Genomic DNA, 18,521 nt, shown 5'->3' with positions numbered 1-18,521 from the left:
GACGAGTAAACACCTGCCCCCCGACACCGTCAAGCGGGAGTTGCTCCCCCGAATGTGGCCGAAAACGCACCTGGCACGATGCATGCCATGACGAACACCGAACAGGCTGAGAAGGTCGCCCACGGAGCAGGGTTCATTGCCGCGCTGGACCAGAGCGGCGGCAGTACCCCCAAGGCGCTGAAGCTCTACGGCATCGCCGAGGACGAGTACTCCGGTGACGAGCAGATGTTCGACCTGGTGCACCAGATGCGCACCCGGATCATCACCAGCCCGAGTTTCGATGGCGACCGGATCGTCGCCGCGATCCTGTTCGAGATGACCATGGACCGCGAGATCGAGGGCCGTCCGACCGCCGACTACCTGTGGAACGTCAAGAAGGTCGTACCGATCCTCAAGGTCGACAAGGGCCTAGCCGCTGAAGAGGACGGCGCTGCGGTGATGAAGCCCATCGACGGCCTGGACGAGTTGCTGTCCCGTGCGGTCGCCAAGGGCATCTTCGGCACCAAGATGCGCTCGGTCATCAAGCTGCCCGGCGGTGGTCTGGAGGCCGTCGTCGACCAACAGTTCGAGGTCGCCCGCCAGATCCTGGGCGCCGGACTGGTGCCGATCATCGAGCCCGAGGTCGACATCCACTCCCCCGAAAAGGGTGCGGCCGAGGAGCAGCTCAAGGCCGCGATCCTCCGCCACCTGGATACCCTCGACGATCAGCAGGTGATGCTCAAGCTCACTCTGCCCGACACCGACAACCTGTACCGCGAGCTGGTCGAGCATCCCAAGGTGATGCGGGTGGTCGCGCTATCCGGCGGCTACGACCGCACCGACGCCTGTGAGCGGCTGGCGCGCAACCACGGCGTCATCGCCAGCTTCTCCCGGGCGCTGACCGAGGGCCTGACCGCCCAGCAGAGCGACGACGAATTCAACAAGACCCTGGACGAGGCGATTACCGAAATCGCCGCCGCCTCAAGGACTTAAAGCCGTCACTCCCACTCGATGGTGCCGGGTGGCTTGCTCGTGATGTCGAGCACCACCCGGTTCACCTCGGGCACCTCGTTGGTGATGCGCGTGGAGATGCGCTCCAGCACCTCGTAGGGCACCCGCGTCCAGTCGGCGGTCATCGCGTCCTCACTGGACACCGGCCGCAACACGATCGGATGGCCATAGGTGCGCCCGTCGCCCTGCACACCAACCGACCGGACGTCGGCCAACAGCACCACCGGGCACTGCCAGATCTGGTTGTCCAAACCGGCTGAGGTCAACTCCTCGCGGGCGATCTGGTCGGCACGGCGCAGCGTGTCCAGCCGGGACGCCGTCACCTCGCCGACGATCCGGATACCCAGCCCGGGCCCCGGGAAGGGTTGGCGGGCAACGATGTCCTCCGGCAGGCCCAGCTCCCGGCCCACTGCGCGCACCTCATCTTTGAACAGCGACCGCAGCGGCTCGACGAGCTTGAACTTCAGATCCGCGGGCAGACCGCCAACATTGTGGTGGCTCTTGATGTTTGCCGTCCCGGTTCCGCCCCCAGACTCGACAACGTCGGGATACAGCGTGCCCTGCACCAGGAATTCCACTGCGTGACCATCAGAGTCACCGTCGGCCAACAGGTCTCGCACCGAACCCTCGAAGGCGCGAATGAACTCGCGGCCGATGATCTTGCGCTTGCCTTCCGGGTCGTGCACGCCGGACAAGGCCTCCAAGAAGCGCCCCTCGGCATCCACCGTCACCAGCCGGGCACCGGTGGCGGCCACGAAATCTCGTTGCACCTGTGCGCGTTCACCAGCACGCAGCAGTCCATGATCGACGAACACACACGTCAGGCGATCGCCGATGGCCCGTTGCACCAGCGCGGCAGCCACCGCGGAATCCACGCCGCCGGATAGCCCGCAGATCGCCTTGCCGTCGCCGATCTGCTCGCGAACCTGCCCGATCAGGCTCTCGGCGATGTTGGCCGGCGTCCAGCTGGCCCCGATCCCGGCAAAGTCGTGCAGGAACCGGCTGAGGATCTGCTGTCCGTGCGGGGTGTGCATGACCTCGGGGTGATACTGCACCCCGGCCAGACGACGGGCCCGGTTCTCAAACGCGGCGACCGGGGCGCCGGCACTGACGGCCACCACCTCGAAGCCCGCCGGCGCGGAGGTCACCGCATCACCGTGGCTCATCCACACCGGCTGTGTGCCGGGCAGGCCCGAATGCAGTTCGCCGCCAAGGAGTTCCAGTTCGGTGCGGCCGTATTCGCTGGTGCCCGTATGTGCGACGGTCCCACCGAGCGCCTGGGCCATGGCCTGAAAGCCATAGCAGATGCCGAATACCGGCACGTCGAGGTCGAACACGGCCGGATCCAGCTGCGGGGCGCCTTCGGCGTACACGCTGGACGGGCCGCCGGAGAGCACGATCGCCTGCGGATCTTTGGCCTTGATCTCCTCGACGGTCGCCGTATGCGGGATGACCTCGGAGAAAACCCGGGCTTCCCGGACTCGCCGGGCGATCAGCTGGGCGTACTGGGCGCCGAAGTCGACCACCAATACAGGACGAGGCGATGGGGATGTCACGCGCCACAGTCTAGTGCGCCGGATCGCCCGGCCCGCTCAGCAGCCGCAGGTAGCCTTTTGCTGATGGAAGCCCTGCCAGCGGCCGCAGGAGTCGCGGCCGTCGCGGCGGCCGCATCGGCGTTGCGCCGCTATCTGTCCGCCCGCGAGGCGCTGGCCGCCGTGCCCGCCGCACTGCGCTGCGCTATATCCACGGTGGCGCCATGGTGATGGGCTCCCCGCAGTCGGAGATCAGGGGTGCCGCAACGCTCGCCCGCCGGGGTCTGATAGATCACCTGCGCAGCCACCTATAAGAGCTTCCTGCCCGAGGCATGTTCTCTGCCGAGAACGGGAATGGACAGCGAGGAACGAAGCGACAGGAGGTGGCGTGTGCTGGGACTGCCTGACGGGGTGAAGGCCTGCCTGTTCGACCTCGACGGTGTGCTCACCGACACCGCCCGGGTGCACACCCGGGCCTGGAAAGGGACGTTCGACGCCTATCTCGAGTGGCGAGCGCAACGGGCGCATACCGCTTTCGTGCCGTTCGACCGGGTGGCTGACTATCGCACCTATATCGACGGCAAGACGCGCGAAGACGGCGTCCGCTCATTTCTGGCCAGCCGCGATATCGCGCTTCCCGAGGGCGACCCGTCCGACCCGAACACCGCCGAAACCGTGTACGGATTGGGTAACCGCAAGAACGCCCTGTTCCAGCAGCTCTTGGAGAAGAACGGTGTCGATGTGTTCGAGGGATCTCGGCGCTACCTCGAGGCCGTGCACACCGCGGGCATACCCGCTGCGGTGGTGTCCTCCAGTGCGAATACCCGCCAGATCCTCGAGACCACCGGGCTGGACAAGCTGGTACAGCAGCGAGTTGACGGCATCACGATCCGCGACGAGCACCTGCGCGGCAAGCCGGCACCCGACGCGTACCTGCGCGGCGCGGAGTTGCTCGATGTCGAGCCGGCGCACGCGGCGGTGTTCGAGGACGCCCTGGCGGGCGTGGCTGCCGGCCGGGCCGGGAATTTCGGGTTCGTCGTCGGACTCGATCGCCTCGGTCAGGCGGATGCGTTGCGGCGCAACGGCGCCGACGTCGTTGTCACCGATCTCGCCCAATTACTGGCGAAGCAATGATCAGCGGCGACGCGTTCCCGATCGAGCCGTGGCAGGTCCGGGAAACCCACCTGAACCTCGACCAGTTGGCCCAGTCGGAGTCGCTGTTCGCATTGTCCAACGGCCACATCGGATTACGCGGAAACCTTGATGAGGGCGAACCCTTCGGCATCCCCGGCACCTACCTGAACTCCTTCTACGAAACCCGGCCACTGCCCTACGCCGAGTCCGGCTTCGGCTATCCCGAAGACGGCCAGACGATCGTCGACGTGACCAACGGCAAACTTCTGCGGCTACTGGTCGACGACGAGCCTTTCGACGTGCGCTACGGCGACCTGGACGAGCACGAGCGGATTCTCGATCTGCGCGCAGGAACACTGGCCCGGCGGGTGCGGTGGCGTTCGCCGGCGGGCAAGCAGATCAGCCTGGTCTCGACCCGGTTGGTATCGCTGGTACAGCGGTCGGTGGTGGCCATCGAATACATCGTCGAGGCAGTCGATGAATTCGCCCGTGTCACTGTGCAATCCGAACTAGTCGCCAACGAGGATCAGCCCGAGCAGTCCAATGACCCTCGGGTGTCGGCCGTGTTGAAACACCCGCTGGAGCCGATCCACCACGAGTCGACCGAGGACGGTTCGCTGCTGGTGCACCGCACCCGCGCGAGCAAGCTGATGATGGCCGCCGCGATGGATCATCTGGTCGAGGTACCCGGCCGGGTGGAAGTCGACGCCATGGCCACCGAAAACCTCGCCCGCACCACCGTCATCTGCGGGCTGCGGCCTTCTCAGCAGTTGCGCATCGTGAAGTTCCTGTCCTACGGCTGGTCGAGCCTGCGGTCGCGGCCCGCGCTGCACGACCAAGTGGCCGGCGCCCTGGCCGGGGCCCGCTACACCGGCTGGGAGGGGCTGCTGCGGACACAGCGCGACTATCTCGACGATTACTGGGATTGTGCCGATGTCGAGGTCGACGGTGACCCTGGCTGTCAGCAGGCAGTGCGATTCGGCCTGTTCCACGTATTGCAGGCCAGTGCTCGCGCCGAACGACGAGCGATCCCCGGCAAAGGCTTGACCGGACCCGGTTATGACGGCCACGCATTCTGGGACACCGAAGGTTTCGTGCTGCCGGTGCTGACCTACACCAAGCCCGAGGCAGCCGCCGACGCGCTGCGTTGGCGCGCTTCGATCCTCGGTCTCGCCAAGAAGCGGGCCGAGCAGCTGGAGCTGCAGGGTGCCGCCTTCCCGTGGCGGACGATTCGTGGCGAGGAGTGTTCGGCCTACTGGCCCGCGGGCACCGCGGCCTGGCATGTCAACGCCGACATCGCGATGGCGTTCGAACGATACCGGACCGTCACCGGCGACCACTCGCTGGAAAATGATTGCGGGCTGGCGGTTCTCGTCGAAACCGCGCGGCTGTGGATCTCACTGGGCCACCACGACCGCGACGGCGTCTGGCACCTCGACGGCGTCACCGGACCCGACGAGTACACCGCGGTGGTCCGCGACAATGTGTTCACCAATCTGATGGCCGCACACAACCTTCGCACGGCCGTCGACGCGTGTAACCGCAACGCGGAGGCCGCCTGCGCGATGGGCGTCAGCACCGAGGAGACCACCGCCTGGCGCGATGCGGCCGACAGCGTGCACATCCCCTACGACCAGGAGCTGGGTGTGCACCAGCAATGCGAGGGTTTCACCAGGTTGCGGGAGTGGGACTTCACCGCCGACACCACCTACCCGTTGCTACTGCACCAGCCCTACGTCCGGCTCTACCCCGCCCAGGTGATCAAGCAGCCCGACCTGGTGTTGGCGATGCAGTGGCACAGCCACGAGTTCACCGACGACGAGAAGGCCCGCAACGTCGACTATTACGAGCGGCGCACGGTGCGCGACTCGTCGCTGTCGGCCTGCACCCAGGCCGTCATGTGCGCCGAGGTCGGCCACCTCGAGCTGGCTCATGCCTACACCCAGGAGGCGGCACTGATCGACCTGCGGGACCTGCATCACAACACCCGCGACGGACTGCACATGGCGTCGCTGGCCGGAACGTGGACGGCGCTGGTCGCCGGCTTCGGCGGCCTCCGCGACGATGAGCACATTCTGTCGCTGGATCCGCAACTGCCCGAAGGGATCTCACGACTCAAATTCGGAGTGCACTGGCGAAACTACCGACTCGCCGCTGAGGTAGACCACCGCGACGTGACGTATACGCTGCGCGATGGGCCCAATGGCCAACTCACCATCCGACATGCGGGTGACGAGCTCGAGTTGACCACCCGTGAATCCACCACGGTTGCGCTGCGGACCCGCAAGGCACTGCTCCCCAGCCCTGAGCAGCCACCCGGACGCGCCCCACGCCAGCGCACCGAACGCGCGGAGACTTAGCCTCCGGTGTTGATCGGTTCGATCGGCAGGCGACGCAACCCGCCGGGTGCATCGGTGGGAACCACCGGGTTCTTCGGTTCGATCGGCGCCAGCCGCCGGTAGGGCTGCCCCTGAGCAGGCCGTTGGTCGTCCTCATCTTTGTTGGGCCACAATGATGTTGCCCGCTCAGCCTGGGCGGTAATCGACAGCGACGGGTTGACGCCAAGGTTGGCCGAGACCGCCGCGCCGTCCATCACATGCAGCGTCGGGTAGCCGTACACCCGCTGATAAGGGTCGATGACGCCATGTTCGGGATTGTCGCCGATCGCCGCGCCGCCGAGGAAGTGCGCCGTCAGCGGAATGTTGAACAGCTCCCCCCAGGTTCCGCCGGCAACGCCGTCGATCTTCTCGGCAATGCGGCGAGTCACCTTGTTACCGGCCGGAATCCAGGTCGGGTTCGGCAGACCGTGACCCTGCTTACTGGTCATCCGGCGCATCCCGAACACACCACGCTTGGTGTAGGTGGTGATCGAGTTGTCCAGATGCTGCATGACCAACGAGATCATGGTGCGCTCGCTCCAGCGGCGCGGGCTCAGCAGCCGCAGCATGGCCCGCGGATCTTCCGAAGCGTTGGTGAACAACTGCTTCCAGCGCGGCACATCGCTGCCCTCAGGGCCGGGGCCGTCGGTCATCAAGGTCTGCAGCAGTCCCATCGCGTTGGATCCCTTACCGTAGCGGCAGGGTTCGACATGGGTGTCCGGCGTGGGATGAATGGATGACGTGATCGCCACACCGTGGGTGAGGTCGAGATCGGGGCGAGCTTCCAAGCGGCCGGCGCCCACGATGGATTCCGAGTTGGTACGGGTCAGCACCCCGAGCTTGTCAGACAGCTTGGGCAAGGTGCCGGTGTCGCGCATCTTGAACAACAGCTGTTGGGTGCCCCAGGTGCCCGCCGCCAGTACGACCTGGCCCGCGGTGAACGTCCGGCGATCCTTGCGGGCCCAGCGGCCGGTGCGCGCCGTGCGGATCTCCCAGACTCCGTCGGGACGCTGCGCGAAACCCGTGACGGTGGTCATCGGAATGACCTGTGCCCCAGCCCGTTCCGCCAATCCGAGATAATTCTTGACGAGCGTGTTCTTGGCGCCGTGCCGACAGCCCGTCATGCACTCGCCACACTCGATACACCCAGTGCGTGCCGGCCCCACGCCGCCGAAGTACGGGTCGGGCACCGTCTTGCCCGGAGTCTTCTCGCCGTCGACGCCGAAGAACACCCCCACCGGCGTGGGCGTGAAGGTATCGCCAACGCCCATCTCGTCGGCAACCTCTTTCATGATGCGGTCAGCGTCGGTGAAGGTTGGGTTCTTGACGACACCCAGCATCCGCTGCGCCTGGTCGTAGTGCGGCATCAGCTCGGCGCGCCAGTCGGTGATGTGCTTCCACTGGTTGTCGTTGAAGAACGGGTCGGGCGGCACGTAGAGGGTGTTGGCGTAATTCAGCGACCCGCCACCCACCCCCGCGCCGGCCAGGATCATCACATTGCGCAACAGGTGGATCCGCTGGATGCCGTAGCACCCCAACCGCGGCGCCCACAGGAACTCGCGCAACCGCCAAGAGGTCTTGGCGAACTCGTGGTCGGCGTAGCGGCGGCCGGCCTCCAGAACGCCGACTCGGTAGCCCTTTTCGGTGAGCCGCAGCGCGCTGACGCTGCCGCCAAAACCCGAACCGATGATGAGAACGTCGAAATTCGGCTCCATCAGGACAGTATGGACTCACCGGCCATGCCTGGGAAGCGCGGTGGCCCCGCAGCATGAAATAACCTGGAAATCCACTTCCGAGTGCCCGTGGTTCGGATAACGCGGCCCATGATGGTCAGGCCCGGTCCCCATCCAACTCGCGCGCAAGGGTCGCATATTCGGCTTTCAACCGTTGTTGCAGCCGAGCGACGATGGCACGCGTCTTGGTTCTGATAGCCACCGAATCCGCGAGTGCGCTACCGACACGGTCGACCACGGTGGCACTGTTGACCTCGTCGGTGCGGATAAGCGACCGCTCATCATCGATGGACAGCGCAAAGTCTCTACACTTCGGTTGATACTCCAGCACGATGGTCGGCGTTTCTGAGAGCGCCGCCAAAATACCTGCGTGAAGCCGACTCGCGATGACCACAGAACAGCGAGCCAACTCCGACGCCGCGGCACTCGCGTCGGCCGGGTGCACAATTTCTGCCGGAACGTTCCTCAGCGCTCTTTCGGTCCATCGCCTGTCGTCACGATTCATGAGGATCCCAACAAACCGATAGCCCTGTGCCGAGAGTTGGCTGACCGCCCTCGACATCTCTTCGACCACCATTGCTGGATCGTGGCCCCAAAGATCGTCACCGAAGCCGATATTCACGCCGATCAGGCCATCTTCGGCAACCACATCGGGCCGCGGAAGGAGAAGTGCCGGGTCTCCGGACACTTCTACGCTCAGTCCGATATCAGACAAGAGTTCAGCGCTGCGGGGTCCCCGCACCGATACGGTACTGAACTCGGAAAGTATTGGTAGCCATCGCTTCAATTCGTCCTTGTCCGAGCCGCTCTTGTGTCCGACAAAGCCCGGGTCCTCAACGCCGACGCCAATCGCGTAGCTTCCGCTATTGCGGTTGAGCGCCATAGCTCGACTGACCCACTTCCGCCAAGGACGCCTTCCGACGAGCGTGCCACCGCCCACAACGAGTGCGCTTCGCCGCAGAGTCCGATCCAAACCCGTTGCTACCGATGCAATCACCTCAATTGGGAAACGCGGTACATCCAGGAATCTCGCTGCAGGAACCTGAGCGCGTACGGCGTCGTAAATTGCGTCATCGCCGAGGTTGCCGCGTCCGTGCCACCCCAGGTAGCCGACCAAAGGCTCCGCAGCTCCCACCATGACAACATGATATAGGTTCAGCCAATCCCATCGCGGCCTAGTGTGTTCAGACTCAAGCAATCTCTCCGTGTACTCCGTTGCACACGATCTCTCATCGAGAGACGTTGCGCTCAAACTGAAACCAGCCGGGATTGTGCCGAACCGCCGCGTGGCTAGTGGTCGGTCAGAAAGCGATATACGCCGTGCTCGCGTATCAGGTAGCGCAACGCCGCCCACTCCCATTTTGAGCGGTTGCGGCCTCGAACATCAATATGATGGTGAATCACCCTGATACTCGGATCGAACTGTCGCTTGACGCCAATTTTGTCCAGACGTATTGCCAAATCCTGAGCTTCATGTGACCGCAGAATAGGGTTATAACCGCCCACCAACCTGAAGAAGTTGGCCTGGACGAGCATATTTCCTTCATGCAGCCAGTACGCCGGCTCCGCGGCGGGTGGCTCGAGCACGTTGGGACAACCTCGCATCATTGGTGCGCCTACCCGCGCAATGGCGGCCGCGAGCCGCGGCTTCTCCCTTAAGCGATCGATCGTCACCGGCAACGACGCCGCAACAGTGTTTCCCCACAGCGAGAACACCGGGCCGTAATTGAAGGGCTCCTGAGTGCCGTCTTTTCGGCTGACCAGCCCGCCAATCGCGCCAACTCCTCGCTCCCGGTAACGGTCGACGAGTGCCCTGGCGACCAGCGGTGTCTCGGGAGTCTCCAAGTCCATATCAGCGTCAACGAAATGGATGATCACGTCGTCCGCCACGTGGTCAATTATCTGATTTCGGTTGGCTCCAGCGCCCTGGTTTTCGCGGCTGCGAACCAATCGCACTTCGTCGCCGAAGCCGCGCACCACATCGACAGTGTGGTCAGTCGAAGCATCGTCCAGTACAAACACGGCATCGTAATTCTGTGCCAATACCTGCGGGAGAAGTCTGCGCAGATGTTCGCCCATGTTGTAGTTCGGAAGAGCTGCAACGACCGGCGGTCTTCTAGACATGGACAGAACCAAGCCTCTCCGCCCCCGCCAACCTGATGGAGGGACAGTTTGCTGTGGCCATGTTGGGGTACCTCTTCCTAATCGGAGGCCGTTTGCTTTACTCCACAACAGCTAAGCGGTATAGGGGGTGCGCCCGACACCAAACAAGGCGATTGCCGGACCCATGATCGTTAGCCAACGCCGATTCGGACTTAGCTCAACGCTGTCAAACATTCACGGCAATCTGCCGGATGAGCCCTGCGGCTCGAGTCGACGGAGCAAACCTCGCGAGCTGTGAGAATCTCGCTGGCCAAATTGCCACGCACCCTCCCCATGAGACCTCCGCAGACCCCCAACATCGGCGCCGGTCGACGATGGTTATCACGTCCGGCGCATCGCGTTCTCCGGGGCACGGTAGCACAGTGAGCGGCAATCGGCGCGAGCACGCTGGCAAACGAGCCAACCCCCCAGCCACCATCACCCAAGCAGAGCCGGCGCCGGACGGAATCCGCTTTCGGCGGGTTAACTGGCCGTTGACGGTGCCGCAGCCCGTTGGGTACCGTTTACCCATATGTGGGGCATCGTGCTGCTGTTGGGCCTCTCTGTGGCAGCGGACCCACTTCGCATCGGCATCACGGTGATACTTACTTCGCGGCCACGGCCCGTCCTCAATCTTGTCGCGTTTTGGGCCGGCGCCATGGCAGCGGGACTTGCTTTTGCCATCGGCACCTTCGTCTTGCTGAAAGACGTCGTGCCCCAACTCATCAACAGGATCGTCGCCGCAATCGGGGATCTGACCAACGGCAACACCAAGATCGTCATTGGAATCATCGCCCTTGTGGTCGCCGGAGTGGGCGCTGTGCGCCTGATACGCCAACCGGCGTTGGTGCCCAAAAGCGTTGGCAATCCATCGGATTGGGCGGAGTCGCCGGCTAAATCGACTGCGATGTCAGGTTTGGCGTTCCGCGCTCGCCGAATGCTGCAAAGCGGCAATCCTTGGGTTTCGTTTGTCGCTGGCCTCTCCCAGGGCCCCGCGCCTGTCGAGTACCTCGCGGCGATCTCCGTCATCCACGCCTCGGGAGCCTCGATCAGCGCCCAGCTTGGCGCTTCGATAGCCTTCACCGTCGCGATGCTGGCGATTGTTGAAATGCTGCTCATCAGCTATCTGGTAAAGCCCACGAAGACGCAATCGCTCGTGACTGCTACCTACCACTGGTTGCAGACTTACCGCCGCCACATCTTCGTTGTTGGCGCCGGGGCGCTGGGGATCTTCCTGCTCGCCACCGGCTGAGCTACCCACAGCCCGACCAGAAGACCAGTCACCGATCCAGAATTGCACTGCCCCGGCCAACCCGTCCGCTGCCGCCGTGCCGAAACGGTGAATTGTTGGCGAGGGTTGCCATCAGAAGGTGTGCATCACAACCGGGTGGTCCGTAGGGCGCCATCAGCATGAACACGGCTTCACGACCGGCAGGACTGGCGAACCGCTCCATCTTTCATTAAGTTAATGATTAAATATGTGAATGAGAATGGGTCGCGGCTCGACTGCCGCCGCGCCGCGCTCGCGGCTCGACTCTTGGCGAAGGGTGAGTTAGGGCCATTGCAAGTCGCAGCCGAGCCGTCATCGCGAGGGAGTGTTGGTGGGGACTGTGCGTGAATTTCCACGAATCACTGTGGCCGAGCCGGCGCGCGCACGCGTGCCGGCCCTGCCGGAAGTCGACCAATTCGGCGCGTGGCGAACGGATCTGCGGCGAACCGTGCTCAGCCGTGTCACCGACTTCGTCACTGCCCGCTGCGCTGACACGCTAGGCGAATGCGGCGTCGAGCCGGCCGGCGAGATCCTCCTGGAATTCGTCAACGGCGGTAAGTGCTTGCGGTCGACGTTCATGTACCTGGGCTGGCTATCGGGAGCCCCTCCCGACGATGCGGCTCTGTCGGCAACCGCCAGCCTGGAGTTATTACATGCCTTCGCTTTGCTACAGGACGACGTCATGGACGATTCGCCGTCACGGCGTGGACGCCCGTCAGCACACATTCAGCTGGCCGGATGGCACGCGCAGCGTGGCCTGTCCGGGGTGTCACGCCGGTTCGGCGAGTCCGCGGCCGTGCTGTTGGCAGATTTGTGTCTGATCTGGGCCGAACAGCTGATGCGAGACAGCGGTCTGCGTCCCGACCAGCTGGAACGGGCCTGGCCACGCTATGACGCCATGCGCACCGAGTTGGCAGCGGGTCAGTTCGCGGACCTGGCGCTGGACATCCGTACTTCGCCCAGCCTCAAGGCTGTCCTGAATGTGGCGCGGATGAAATCCGGCAATTACACGGTGCGCCGGCCCTTGGAGATCGGCGCCGCAATGGCCGGCTGCGATGAGCTCATGCTCAAACAGCTGGGCGAGTACGGCGCCGCACTCGGCGAGGCTTTCCAGCTGCGCGACGACATTCTGGGCATCTTCGGATCACCCGAGACGACCGGCAAGCCCAACGGCTGCGACCTCATCGAGCGCAAGGCCACCAGCGTCCTGGTCGCGGCACAGGAGATGGCCGATCCCCCGGCGCGCCGGCAGTTCCACGAACTGATCGCCAGCACCCACCTCGACAACGCCGATTTGGACCGCTGGCGAAGCCTCATCGTGGCCACCGGCGCGGTACACAGGATCGAAGAGCTCATTGATGACCGTGTCCAGACCGCACAGAAAGCGCTGGAGACCAGCACGATTGATCCATTGATCGCGGCCGCGCTGGCCGATATGGCAACCATCTGCACCCGCCGCGCCGCATGAGCACCGAGGTGTTGGACTGATGCGAACGGTGCCGGGGCCGACCCACCGGGTGGTCGTCGTTGGAGCGGGCTTTGCCGGGCTGTCTGCGGCGCTGCACCTGGCCGGCCGTGGCCGGGAGGTCATCGTCGTGGAGCGCGAGCCGTGGCCAGGAGGGCGGGCAGGCCGACGCGATATCGGCGGATACCGGATCGATACCGGTCCAACGGTGATCACGATGCCCGAGCTCATCGACGAGGCTTTCAATGCCGTCGGGAAAAGCCGTGACGGACGACTGGAACTGATGCCCGTCGAGCCGGCGTATCGGGCAATGTTCGCCGACGACGCCAGCATCGACATCCACAGCGACTCCGACGAGATGGCCACCGCGATCCGCGAGTTCGCAGGTCCGAAGGAGGCCGCGGGATACCGCTCGCTGAGGGCGTGGCTGGACAAGTTGTATCGGACGGAATTCGAGGGCTTCATCGCGGCGAACTTCGACTCCCCGATCTCGATGCTGACGCCCCAATTGGCGCGACTGGCGGGCCTCGGTGGGTTCCGCAAGTGGGAGACCATGGTCAAGCGGCATATCAGCGATCCTCGGTTGCGGCGGGTCTTCACCTTCCAATCCCTCTACGCCGGGGTGGCGCCCCAAGACGCCCTCGCGGTCTACGCGGTGATCGCCTACATGGACACGATCTCCGGAGTGTTCTTCCCGCGCGGTGGGGTGCGCGCGCTGCCCGACGCGCTCGCCGCGGCGGCGCAGGAGGCCGGGGTCGACTTCCGCTATGGGTCGACGGTCACCGGGCTCGAGCGCACTTCGGATCGGATCACCGCCGTGACCACGGACGCGGGCGACCACATCCCCTGCGACGCGGTGGTGTTGACCACCGAGCTACCCGGCACTTACCAGCTGCTCGGCCGTCGGCCGCGGCGGCTGCTGCCGCTGCGTGCGGCGCCCTCGGCGGTGGTGTTGCACGCGGGCTGCCGCGCGGCCGCGCCTACCACCCCGCCCTCGGCGCACCACACCATCCTGTTCGGCAGCGCGTGGGAAGAAACCTTCACCGACATCATCCGCGACGGCCGGCTCATGCAGGATCCCTCGCTGCTGGTGACCCGTCCCACGGCCAGCGACGCCAGCCTGGCGCCGCACGGTCATGACCTGCTCTACGTGCTTGCGCCCGCACCGAACCTGACTCGCGGTCACGTCGACTGGTCCAGCACGTCGGCACCGTACGCACAATCCATGCTCGACATCGTGGCCGAGCGGCTGCAATCAGACCTGGGTGACGACGTCGAGCTGCTGCACGTCGACACCCCGGCCGACTGGGCCGGTCAGGGCATGGTCGCCGGCACCCCGTTCGCGCTCGCGCACACATTTGCCCAAACCGGCCCGTTCCGACCAGCCAATCTGATCCGCGGCATCGCCAACGCGGTGCTGGCCGGATCGTCGACCACACCCGGCGTAGGGGTGCCGACCACCCTCATCTCCGGGCGACTGGCCGCAGACCGGATCACCGGCGTTCCCTCCCGGTCGGCGATCAACCTCGATCTGAAAGCCGGGTCGCCATGATCAGGGCTGAATTGACCGCCGCCGGAATCGACGACCCGCGGTTGCGTGAGGCATACCGCCACTGCCGACGCATCGCAGCCGAGAATGGCCGCACGTATTTCTTGGCCACCCGCCTGCTGGCCCCGGATCAGCGTCCGGCCGTGCACGCCCTGTATGCCTTCGCGCGCCTCGCCGACGACATCCTCGACGAGTTCAACCAGGAACTGGACGTCACCGCGCGCGGCGAGCGGCTACAACGGTTGTCTGAGCGTTTCTTCGGTGACGGGGATTGCCTCGATGACCCGGTCCTTGCGGCGGTGGCTCACACGGTGGCCCAGTACCGGATTCCCGACGGCCTGTTCGAGGACTTTCTCGCCTCGATGCGCATGGACCTCACCGTGACCGACTATCCGAATCGGGCCGCACTCAACCGATATATGCGTGGCTCGGCGGAAGTGATTGGCTTGCAAATGCTTCCGGTGCTGGGAGTGGTCGGCGACAGCCAGGAGGCTGAGCAGCGCGCGGCCGCGTTGGGGCGGGCGTTCCAGCTGACCAATTTTCTGCGTGACGTCGACGAGGATCTGATGCGCAACCGCGTCTACCTGCCGGCCGACGAACTCGCCGTGCACGGTGTGGACAGAGACCTGCTGCAGTGGTGTCACAAACGCCGACGCACTGACCGTCGCGTGCGCAACGCCCTGGCAGCTCAGCACGAAATCACCCGGGAAATCTACCGATTCGCCGGCCCAGGAGTCGCGCTACTCGCCCCTCGCTCTCGACCCTGCGTCTCGACCGCGTTGACCCTCTACTCAGAGATCCTGGATCGGATCGAAGAATCCAACTTCGAGGTTTTCAGCCACCGCGCCACCGTCGGAACTGCGCGACGGCTTCAGGTCGCGGGCGGCGCACTGTTCCAGTCGTGGCGTGCTCGTCGGGGTGCCGCTTGATGCGCCGCGGCCATCTCTGATCCTGTGCGGCTGGTGCGCCAGTGCCGCTACCGGCTGCGAAGTCGAATCGGGATAACCTGAGTTCGCCATGAAGAAAGTCCATTTCGCGACTGTCGCCGCCACCGTGGTGGCACATTTCGCCTACCTGATCTACCTGCCGAGTGGTGGCTTTTTGGCGTTGCGCTGGCGATGGACGTTCTGGGTGCACCTACCGACCGTGGGCTGGGGAATCTGCGTGGCGACGCTGGACGTGCCTTGTCCCCTCACAGCGATCGAGCAGCGGGAGCGGTCGTTGGCCGGCATGCACCCGCTGCCACAATCCGGATTCGTCGGCCGCTATGTCGCGGGTGTGCTGTTCCCGGCGAACCGCACCGGGGTCGCCCAGAAGCTCGCGTTCCTGGCCGCACTGGTGTCCTGGATCGCGCTGGCGATTCAAAGCCGGCGTCAACCGCGAAGTTCGCGTCGAGGCGGATCCGTTGCGGACATTCCAGCCCGGCACACCGTACCCTTGAAGACCTGATGAAGAGATCCGGGTAGGTGAGTAGCAAACGCCGCGCAGGTGATCCCTCGCCCGGTCGCGCTGAGATGGAACGCCAGCTTTCGGCTGACGTTCGAGCAATGACCGCCCGGTCCGACCGCGTGGGCCGGTACTTCGCTCGGTCGAATGACGTCAACAACACCGACTTTCACGCCCTACTGCACATCATGGTGGCGGAGACCGCCGGGACACCGCTCACACCGGCACAGCTGCGACAGCGCATGGACCTCTCGCCCCCTGCGATCACCTACCTCGTCGACCGGATGATCCAGTCGGGCCACATTCGGCGCGAGCCGGACCCGGGCGACCGGCGTAAGTGGCTACTGCGTTATGAGGATCGTGGGATGGCGTTGGCGCACGACTTCTTCAGACCCCTCGGATCTCGGATCAGCGCGGCGCTCGCCGATATCACCGATAGCGATCTGGCGGCCGCTCACAAGGTTTTCACGGCGATGATCTCTGCGATGGCCATGTTCGAGGACGAGCTCGGAGCCGGCGATTCTCGAACGTCAGCGAACCTCCGGCGAGGCACCGCAACTACCCGGCGCGCCCGGGGAAAGGCCCGTTCCGCCGCGGGCACGGATTGAGAGCAGTCGTTCCTCGATCAGGTCTGCCCCGCGCTCCAGACCCCCGGTCGCAGCGAATCCTTCCGCCACCCGCTGAGCGCCCTCGACCATCGTCGTTGCCCGCTGCACCGCACCGCGAAGCCGCCGCGGCGTGAGCCGTTTCGGAGGCAACCGGGTGCCGCAGCCGGACATTTGGACCCTGCGGGCCACTTCGGCTTGATCTCGGCCGAACGGGACGACGCACACCGGCACGCCGCGGTCGAGCGCCTTGACGGTCGTTCCCATCCCCCCGTGAGTGACGACACATATCGCACGTTCGAGCACCGAGTCATGCGAGACGAACCGACACACTGTCGAGTTGGCTGTGCGGGGCAGCCCCGCCGGTATGCCGGCCGGGAATGTGGCGACGACGTGCACAGGCTGATCGGCCAATGCCTGCAGCGCAATGTGTCCGAGCCGCCCATCAGCCTGGGCGATCGACGATGTGCCGACCAACACGATCGGCCGGTCGACGTCCGCCAGCCACTGCGGCATGGCGGGGCGATTCTGCTCGAAGACACAGGCACCGATGAAATGCACCGTGTCCGGCCAATCGGGATGCGGGTACTCGAAGGGCTCGCCACCCACAGCCAGCAGCAGCGGTGCTCTCCGCATTAGCCCGTCCGCAGAGTCGACCGGGGGCGCGTGCAGGCGCGTCCGGATTTCGTTGATTCGTGGACGGATTGGGCGATCGAAAAGGTGTCCGACAATCGGGCGCATCGTCATATCGCGGATGCCGCCGAGGATTCCGGGTAGCGGCCGTAACCCTGGCCCGAACGGCGGCGCGTGCCGGGAATGCAGATAGGGCGTGAACGGTGAAAACACCGACCAGGGGACGCCTCCCACGTCAGCAGCCGAGATAGCACCCCAGCAGTTCGCATCGACGATGACCGCGTCGGGCTGTACCTGCTCGACCGCTCCGCGATAGTCCCCCACTTCAATCTCGGCGCGGCGGCAGAGCACGTCCGTGGACCTCTTGAGAACGCTCAACGCATTGCGCGCCAACCAATCTTGCCCGTCGATCGCCTCAATTCGCGCATCGACCGCAGCCGCGTGCAGGCCTGCCGCCCGCATGGCACCGACTTGGCCGGCCATGGTGCGCACATGGACCTGGTGACCACGTCGCGCCAGCTCCACCAGCAGCGCCGCCAACGGGTAGACATGCCCCAGGGCCGGCGAGCTGTACGCCAAGATCACTGCCATCGCTCCGCCTAGCCGACGGGTACCACGCCAAGGCCGCGCAACGCGGCCAGATCGGTTGCGCCGCAACCATGTAGGCACACCCTAAGCTCATCGACGAACCGCTGCAGCCAGTCCACCACCGCCCCGGCGGACTCGATTGCCGCAGATAGCAGCGGGCGGGCGAGCGCTACCACGTCGGCCCCCAACGCCAGAGCTTTGGCCGCATCCGATCCGGTTCGAATTCCGCCAGAGGCCACTAGGGGGATGCGGGGTAGGGCGGCACGTACCTCCACAAGCGCTTGGGCGGTAGGGATCCCCCAATCGGCCAGATCCGGGTACCGCAGTTCGCCGTAGCGGACCAACTGCTCGACACGCGACCATGATGTGCCGCCAGCTCCAGCGACATCAATCGCATCCACCGGTGACTCGCCATTGCGTCGCAGCAGTTCAGCGACGGCACTTCGACCGATTCCGTGGCCCACTTCCTTGAGGAGTACCGGGTAATCCAGCATGGGCACCACCTCATGCAAACGATCGAGCGAGCCGGCACAGTCGGTGTCGCCATTGGCCTGCATCGCCTCCTGCAGCGGATTCGTATGCACTGCAAGTGCGTTCGCTGCGACCCTGTCAAGCGCGGAGACGATGTCCGGCACCGACTCTCTGGTCAGCTGCGCCAGCCCGATGTTGCCTACCAGGAGCACATCCGGCGCCACATCGCGCACAGTGAAGCTCGCCGCGGCACGTTCGCCCACTACGCTGTTGAACATCACGCGCTGCGAGCCGAGCATCATCCCGATGCCGAGTCGCTGGGCGGCGATCGCCAGATTCCGGTTGATCACGCCAGAGAGTTCGACTCCCCCCGTCATGGCGCCCACCAGCACCGGCGCACGCAATCGGGCACCAAGGAACTCGGTGGCCAAGTCGACGTCGTCCAGACGCGTCTGGGTGAGCGCGTTGTACGGCAACCGGTAGCGTTCCAGACCGGTTGTCACGCCGCGATAGCCGACGTCGCCGTCCAGGCAGACCTCGATATGCCTGCGTTTGCGGTGTTCGAGCAACGTCATATCACTCACC

16 protein-coding genes are annotated in these 18,521 nt (G+C 65.0%); 10 read left to right on the top strand and 6 right to left on the bottom strand.

The annotated features are described in order from the left end of the window. The first annotated feature begins 87 nt into the window (after positions 1 to 87). Entirely contained in the window at positions 88 to 972 is an 885-nt protein-coding gene (locus G6N38_RS17380) for a fructose bisphosphate aldolase (protein WP_163749336.1), read from the top strand. 5 nt (positions 973 to 977) lie between these two features. Here G6N38_RS17380 and guaA read toward each other — a convergent pair whose 3' ends face one another. Then, a complete protein-coding gene (guaA, locus tag G6N38_RS17375) occupies positions 978 to 2,546 on the bottom strand; it encodes a glutamine-hydrolyzing GMP synthase (protein ID WP_163749335.1) in 1,569 nt (522 codons plus the stop codon). A gap of 63 nt (positions 2,547 to 2,609) precedes the next feature. Here guaA and G6N38_RS17370 point away from each other — a divergent pair, with 63 nt between their 5' ends. From G6N38_RS17370 to G6N38_RS17360, 3 genes are all read left to right on the top strand, one after another. Further along, positions 2,610 to 2,753, top strand: a complete 144-nt coding sequence (locus tag G6N38_RS17370) for a hypothetical protein (RefSeq protein WP_163749334.1) — start codon at positions 2,610 to 2,612, stop codon at positions 2,751 to 2,753. Positions 2,754 to 2,876: 123 nt separating this feature from the next. Continuing rightward, positions 2,877 to 3,656, top strand: a complete 780-nt coding sequence (locus tag G6N38_RS17365) for a beta-phosphoglucomutase family hydrolase (protein ID WP_163749333.1) — start codon at positions 2,877 to 2,879, stop codon at positions 3,654 to 3,656. Further along, the gene (locus tag G6N38_RS17360) at positions 3,653 to 6,016 is read left to right on the top strand and encodes a glycoside hydrolase family 65 protein (RefSeq protein ID WP_163749332.1); all 2,364 of its coding nucleotides are present in this window, start codon (positions 3,653 to 3,655) and stop codon (positions 6,014 to 6,016) included. Before G6N38_RS17365 ends, G6N38_RS17360 begins: the two co-directional genes overlap by 4 nt. Here G6N38_RS17360 and G6N38_RS17355 read toward each other — a convergent pair. The 3 genes from G6N38_RS17355 to G6N38_RS17345 all read right to left on the bottom strand — a co-directional run bounded on the left by G6N38_RS17355 (position 6,013) and on the right by G6N38_RS17345 (position 9,846). Then, entirely contained in the window at positions 6,013 to 7,749 is a 1,737-nt protein-coding gene (locus G6N38_RS17355; RefSeq protein ID WP_163749331.1) for an FAD-dependent oxidoreductase, read from the bottom strand. The two genes, G6N38_RS17360 and G6N38_RS17355, sit on opposite strands and share 4 nt — an antisense overlap. A gap of 115 nt (positions 7,750 to 7,864) precedes the next feature. Continuing rightward, complete coding sequence (locus G6N38_RS17350; protein WP_163749330.1) at positions 7,865 to 8,905, bottom strand: polysaccharide pyruvyl transferase family protein; 1,041 nt, start codon at positions 8,903 to 8,905, stop codon at positions 7,865 to 7,867. A 152-nt stretch (positions 8,906 to 9,057) separates the two neighbouring features. Then, the gene (locus tag G6N38_RS17345; protein ID WP_246227275.1) at positions 9,058 to 9,846 is read right to left on the bottom strand and encodes a glycosyltransferase family 2 protein; all 789 of its coding nucleotides are present in this window, start codon (positions 9,844 to 9,846) and stop codon (positions 9,058 to 9,060) included. A 595-nt stretch (positions 9,847 to 10,441) separates the two neighbouring features. Here G6N38_RS17345 and G6N38_RS17340 point away from each other — a divergent pair. From G6N38_RS17340 to G6N38_RS17315, 6 genes are all read left to right on the top strand, one after another. Then, complete coding sequence (locus G6N38_RS17340; RefSeq protein ID WP_163749328.1) at positions 10,442 to 11,161, top strand: GAP family protein; 720 nt, start codon at positions 10,442 to 10,444, stop codon at positions 11,159 to 11,161. A 376-nt stretch (positions 11,162 to 11,537) separates the two neighbouring features. Next, positions 11,538 to 12,647: a polyprenyl synthetase family protein gene (locus G6N38_RS17335; protein ID WP_407662996.1), complete on the top strand. Its 1,110-nt coding sequence runs from the start codon at positions 11,538 to 11,540 to the stop codon at positions 12,645 to 12,647. A gap of 19 nt (positions 12,648 to 12,666) precedes the next feature. Further along, positions 12,667 to 14,196: a phytoene desaturase family protein gene (gene crtI, locus G6N38_RS17330; RefSeq protein ID WP_163749327.1), complete on the top strand. Its 1,530-nt coding sequence runs from the start codon at positions 12,667 to 12,669 to the stop codon at positions 14,194 to 14,196. Continuing rightward, entirely contained in the window at positions 14,193 to 15,122 is a 930-nt protein-coding gene (locus tag G6N38_RS17325; protein ID WP_163749326.1) for a phytoene/squalene synthase family protein, read from the top strand. The genes crtI and G6N38_RS17325 overlap by 4 nt, the downstream gene beginning before the upstream one ends. 88 nt (positions 15,123 to 15,210) lie before the next feature. Next, the gene (locus tag G6N38_RS17320; protein WP_163749325.1) at positions 15,211 to 15,642 is read left to right on the top strand and encodes a DUF2784 domain-containing protein; all 432 of its coding nucleotides are present in this window, start codon (positions 15,211 to 15,213) and stop codon (positions 15,640 to 15,642) included. Between the two features lie 65 nt (positions 15,643 to 15,707). Next, positions 15,708 to 16,247: a MarR family winged helix-turn-helix transcriptional regulator gene (locus tag G6N38_RS17315; RefSeq protein ID WP_163752076.1), complete on the top strand. Its 540-nt coding sequence runs from the start codon at positions 15,708 to 15,710 to the stop codon at positions 16,245 to 16,247. Here the strand turns inward: G6N38_RS17315 and G6N38_RS17310 are convergent. Both G6N38_RS17310 and fni read right to left on the bottom strand, forming a co-directional pair. Further along, positions 16,170 to 17,468, bottom strand: a complete 1,299-nt coding sequence (locus tag G6N38_RS17310) for a glycosyltransferase (RefSeq protein WP_163749324.1) — start codon at positions 17,466 to 17,468, stop codon at positions 16,170 to 16,172. The genes G6N38_RS17315 and G6N38_RS17310 overlap by 78 nt on opposite strands. 8 nt (positions 17,469 to 17,476) lie before the next feature. Continuing rightward, positions 17,477 to 18,511: a type 2 isopentenyl-diphosphate Delta-isomerase gene (gene fni, locus G6N38_RS17305; RefSeq protein ID WP_163749323.1), complete on the bottom strand. Its 1,035-nt coding sequence runs from the start codon at positions 18,509 to 18,511 to the stop codon at positions 17,477 to 17,479. Between the last annotated feature and the right edge of the window lie 10 nt (positions 18,512 to 18,521).

Source organism: Mycolicibacterium helvum, assembly GCF_010731895.1.
GTDB classification, from domain to species: domain Bacteria; phylum Actinomycetota; class Actinomycetes; order Mycobacteriales; family Mycobacteriaceae; genus Mycobacterium; species Mycobacterium helvum.
Note: the sequence above shows the minus strand (reverse complement) of the source record. Positions and strands in the feature narration are given on the sequence as shown.

Excerpts from the sequence above, each read along its gene's own strand:
- G6N38_RS17380 (WP_163749336.1), top strand. The coding sequence starts at position 88 with ATGACGAACACCGAACAGGCTGAGAAGGTCGCCCACGGAGCAGGGTTC.
- G6N38_RS17345 (WP_246227275.1), bottom strand. The coding sequence starts at position 9,846 with ATGGGCGAACATCTGCGCAGACTTCTCCCGCAGGTATTGGCACAGAAT.
- G6N38_RS17310 (WP_163749324.1), bottom strand. The coding sequence starts at position 17,468 with ATGGCAGTGATCTTGGCGTACAGCTCGCCGGCCCTGGGGCATGTCTAC.
- G6N38_RS17360 (WP_163749332.1), top strand. The coding sequence starts at position 3,653 with ATGATCAGCGGCGACGCGTTCCCGATCGAGCCGTGGCAGGTCCGGGAA.
- G6N38_RS17320 (WP_163749325.1), top strand. The coding sequence starts at position 15,211 with ATGAAGAAAGTCCATTTCGCGACTGTCGCCGCCACCGTGGTGGCACAT.
- G6N38_RS17350 (WP_163749330.1), bottom strand. The coding sequence starts at position 8,905 with ATGGTGGGAGCTGCGGAGCCTTTGGTCGGCTACCTGGGGTGGCACGGA.
- G6N38_RS17325 (WP_163749326.1), top strand. The coding sequence starts at position 14,193 with ATGATCAGGGCTGAATTGACCGCCGCCGGAATCGACGACCCGCGGTTG.
- fni (WP_163749323.1), bottom strand. The coding sequence starts at position 18,511 with ATGACGTTGCTCGAACACCGCAAACGCAGGCATATCGAGGTCTGCCTG.
- crtI (WP_163749327.1), top strand. The coding sequence starts at position 12,667 with ATGCGAACGGTGCCGGGGCCGACCCACCGGGTGGTCGTCGTTGGAGCG.
- G6N38_RS17370 (WP_163749334.1), top strand. The coding sequence starts at position 2,610 with ATGGAAGCCCTGCCAGCGGCCGCAGGAGTCGCGGCCGTCGCGGCGGCC.
- G6N38_RS17365 (WP_163749333.1), top strand. The coding sequence starts at position 2,877 with ATGGACAGCGAGGAACGAAGCGACAGGAGGTGGCGTGTGCTGGGACTG.
- G6N38_RS17315 (WP_163752076.1), top strand. The coding sequence starts at position 15,708 with ATGGAACGCCAGCTTTCGGCTGACGTTCGAGCAATGACCGCCCGGTCC.
- G6N38_RS17355 (WP_163749331.1), bottom strand. The coding sequence starts at position 7,749 with ATGGAGCCGAATTTCGACGTTCTCATCATCGGTTCGGGTTTTGGCGGC.
- G6N38_RS17340 (WP_163749328.1), top strand. The coding sequence starts at position 10,442 with ATGTGGGGCATCGTGCTGCTGTTGGGCCTCTCTGTGGCAGCGGACCCA.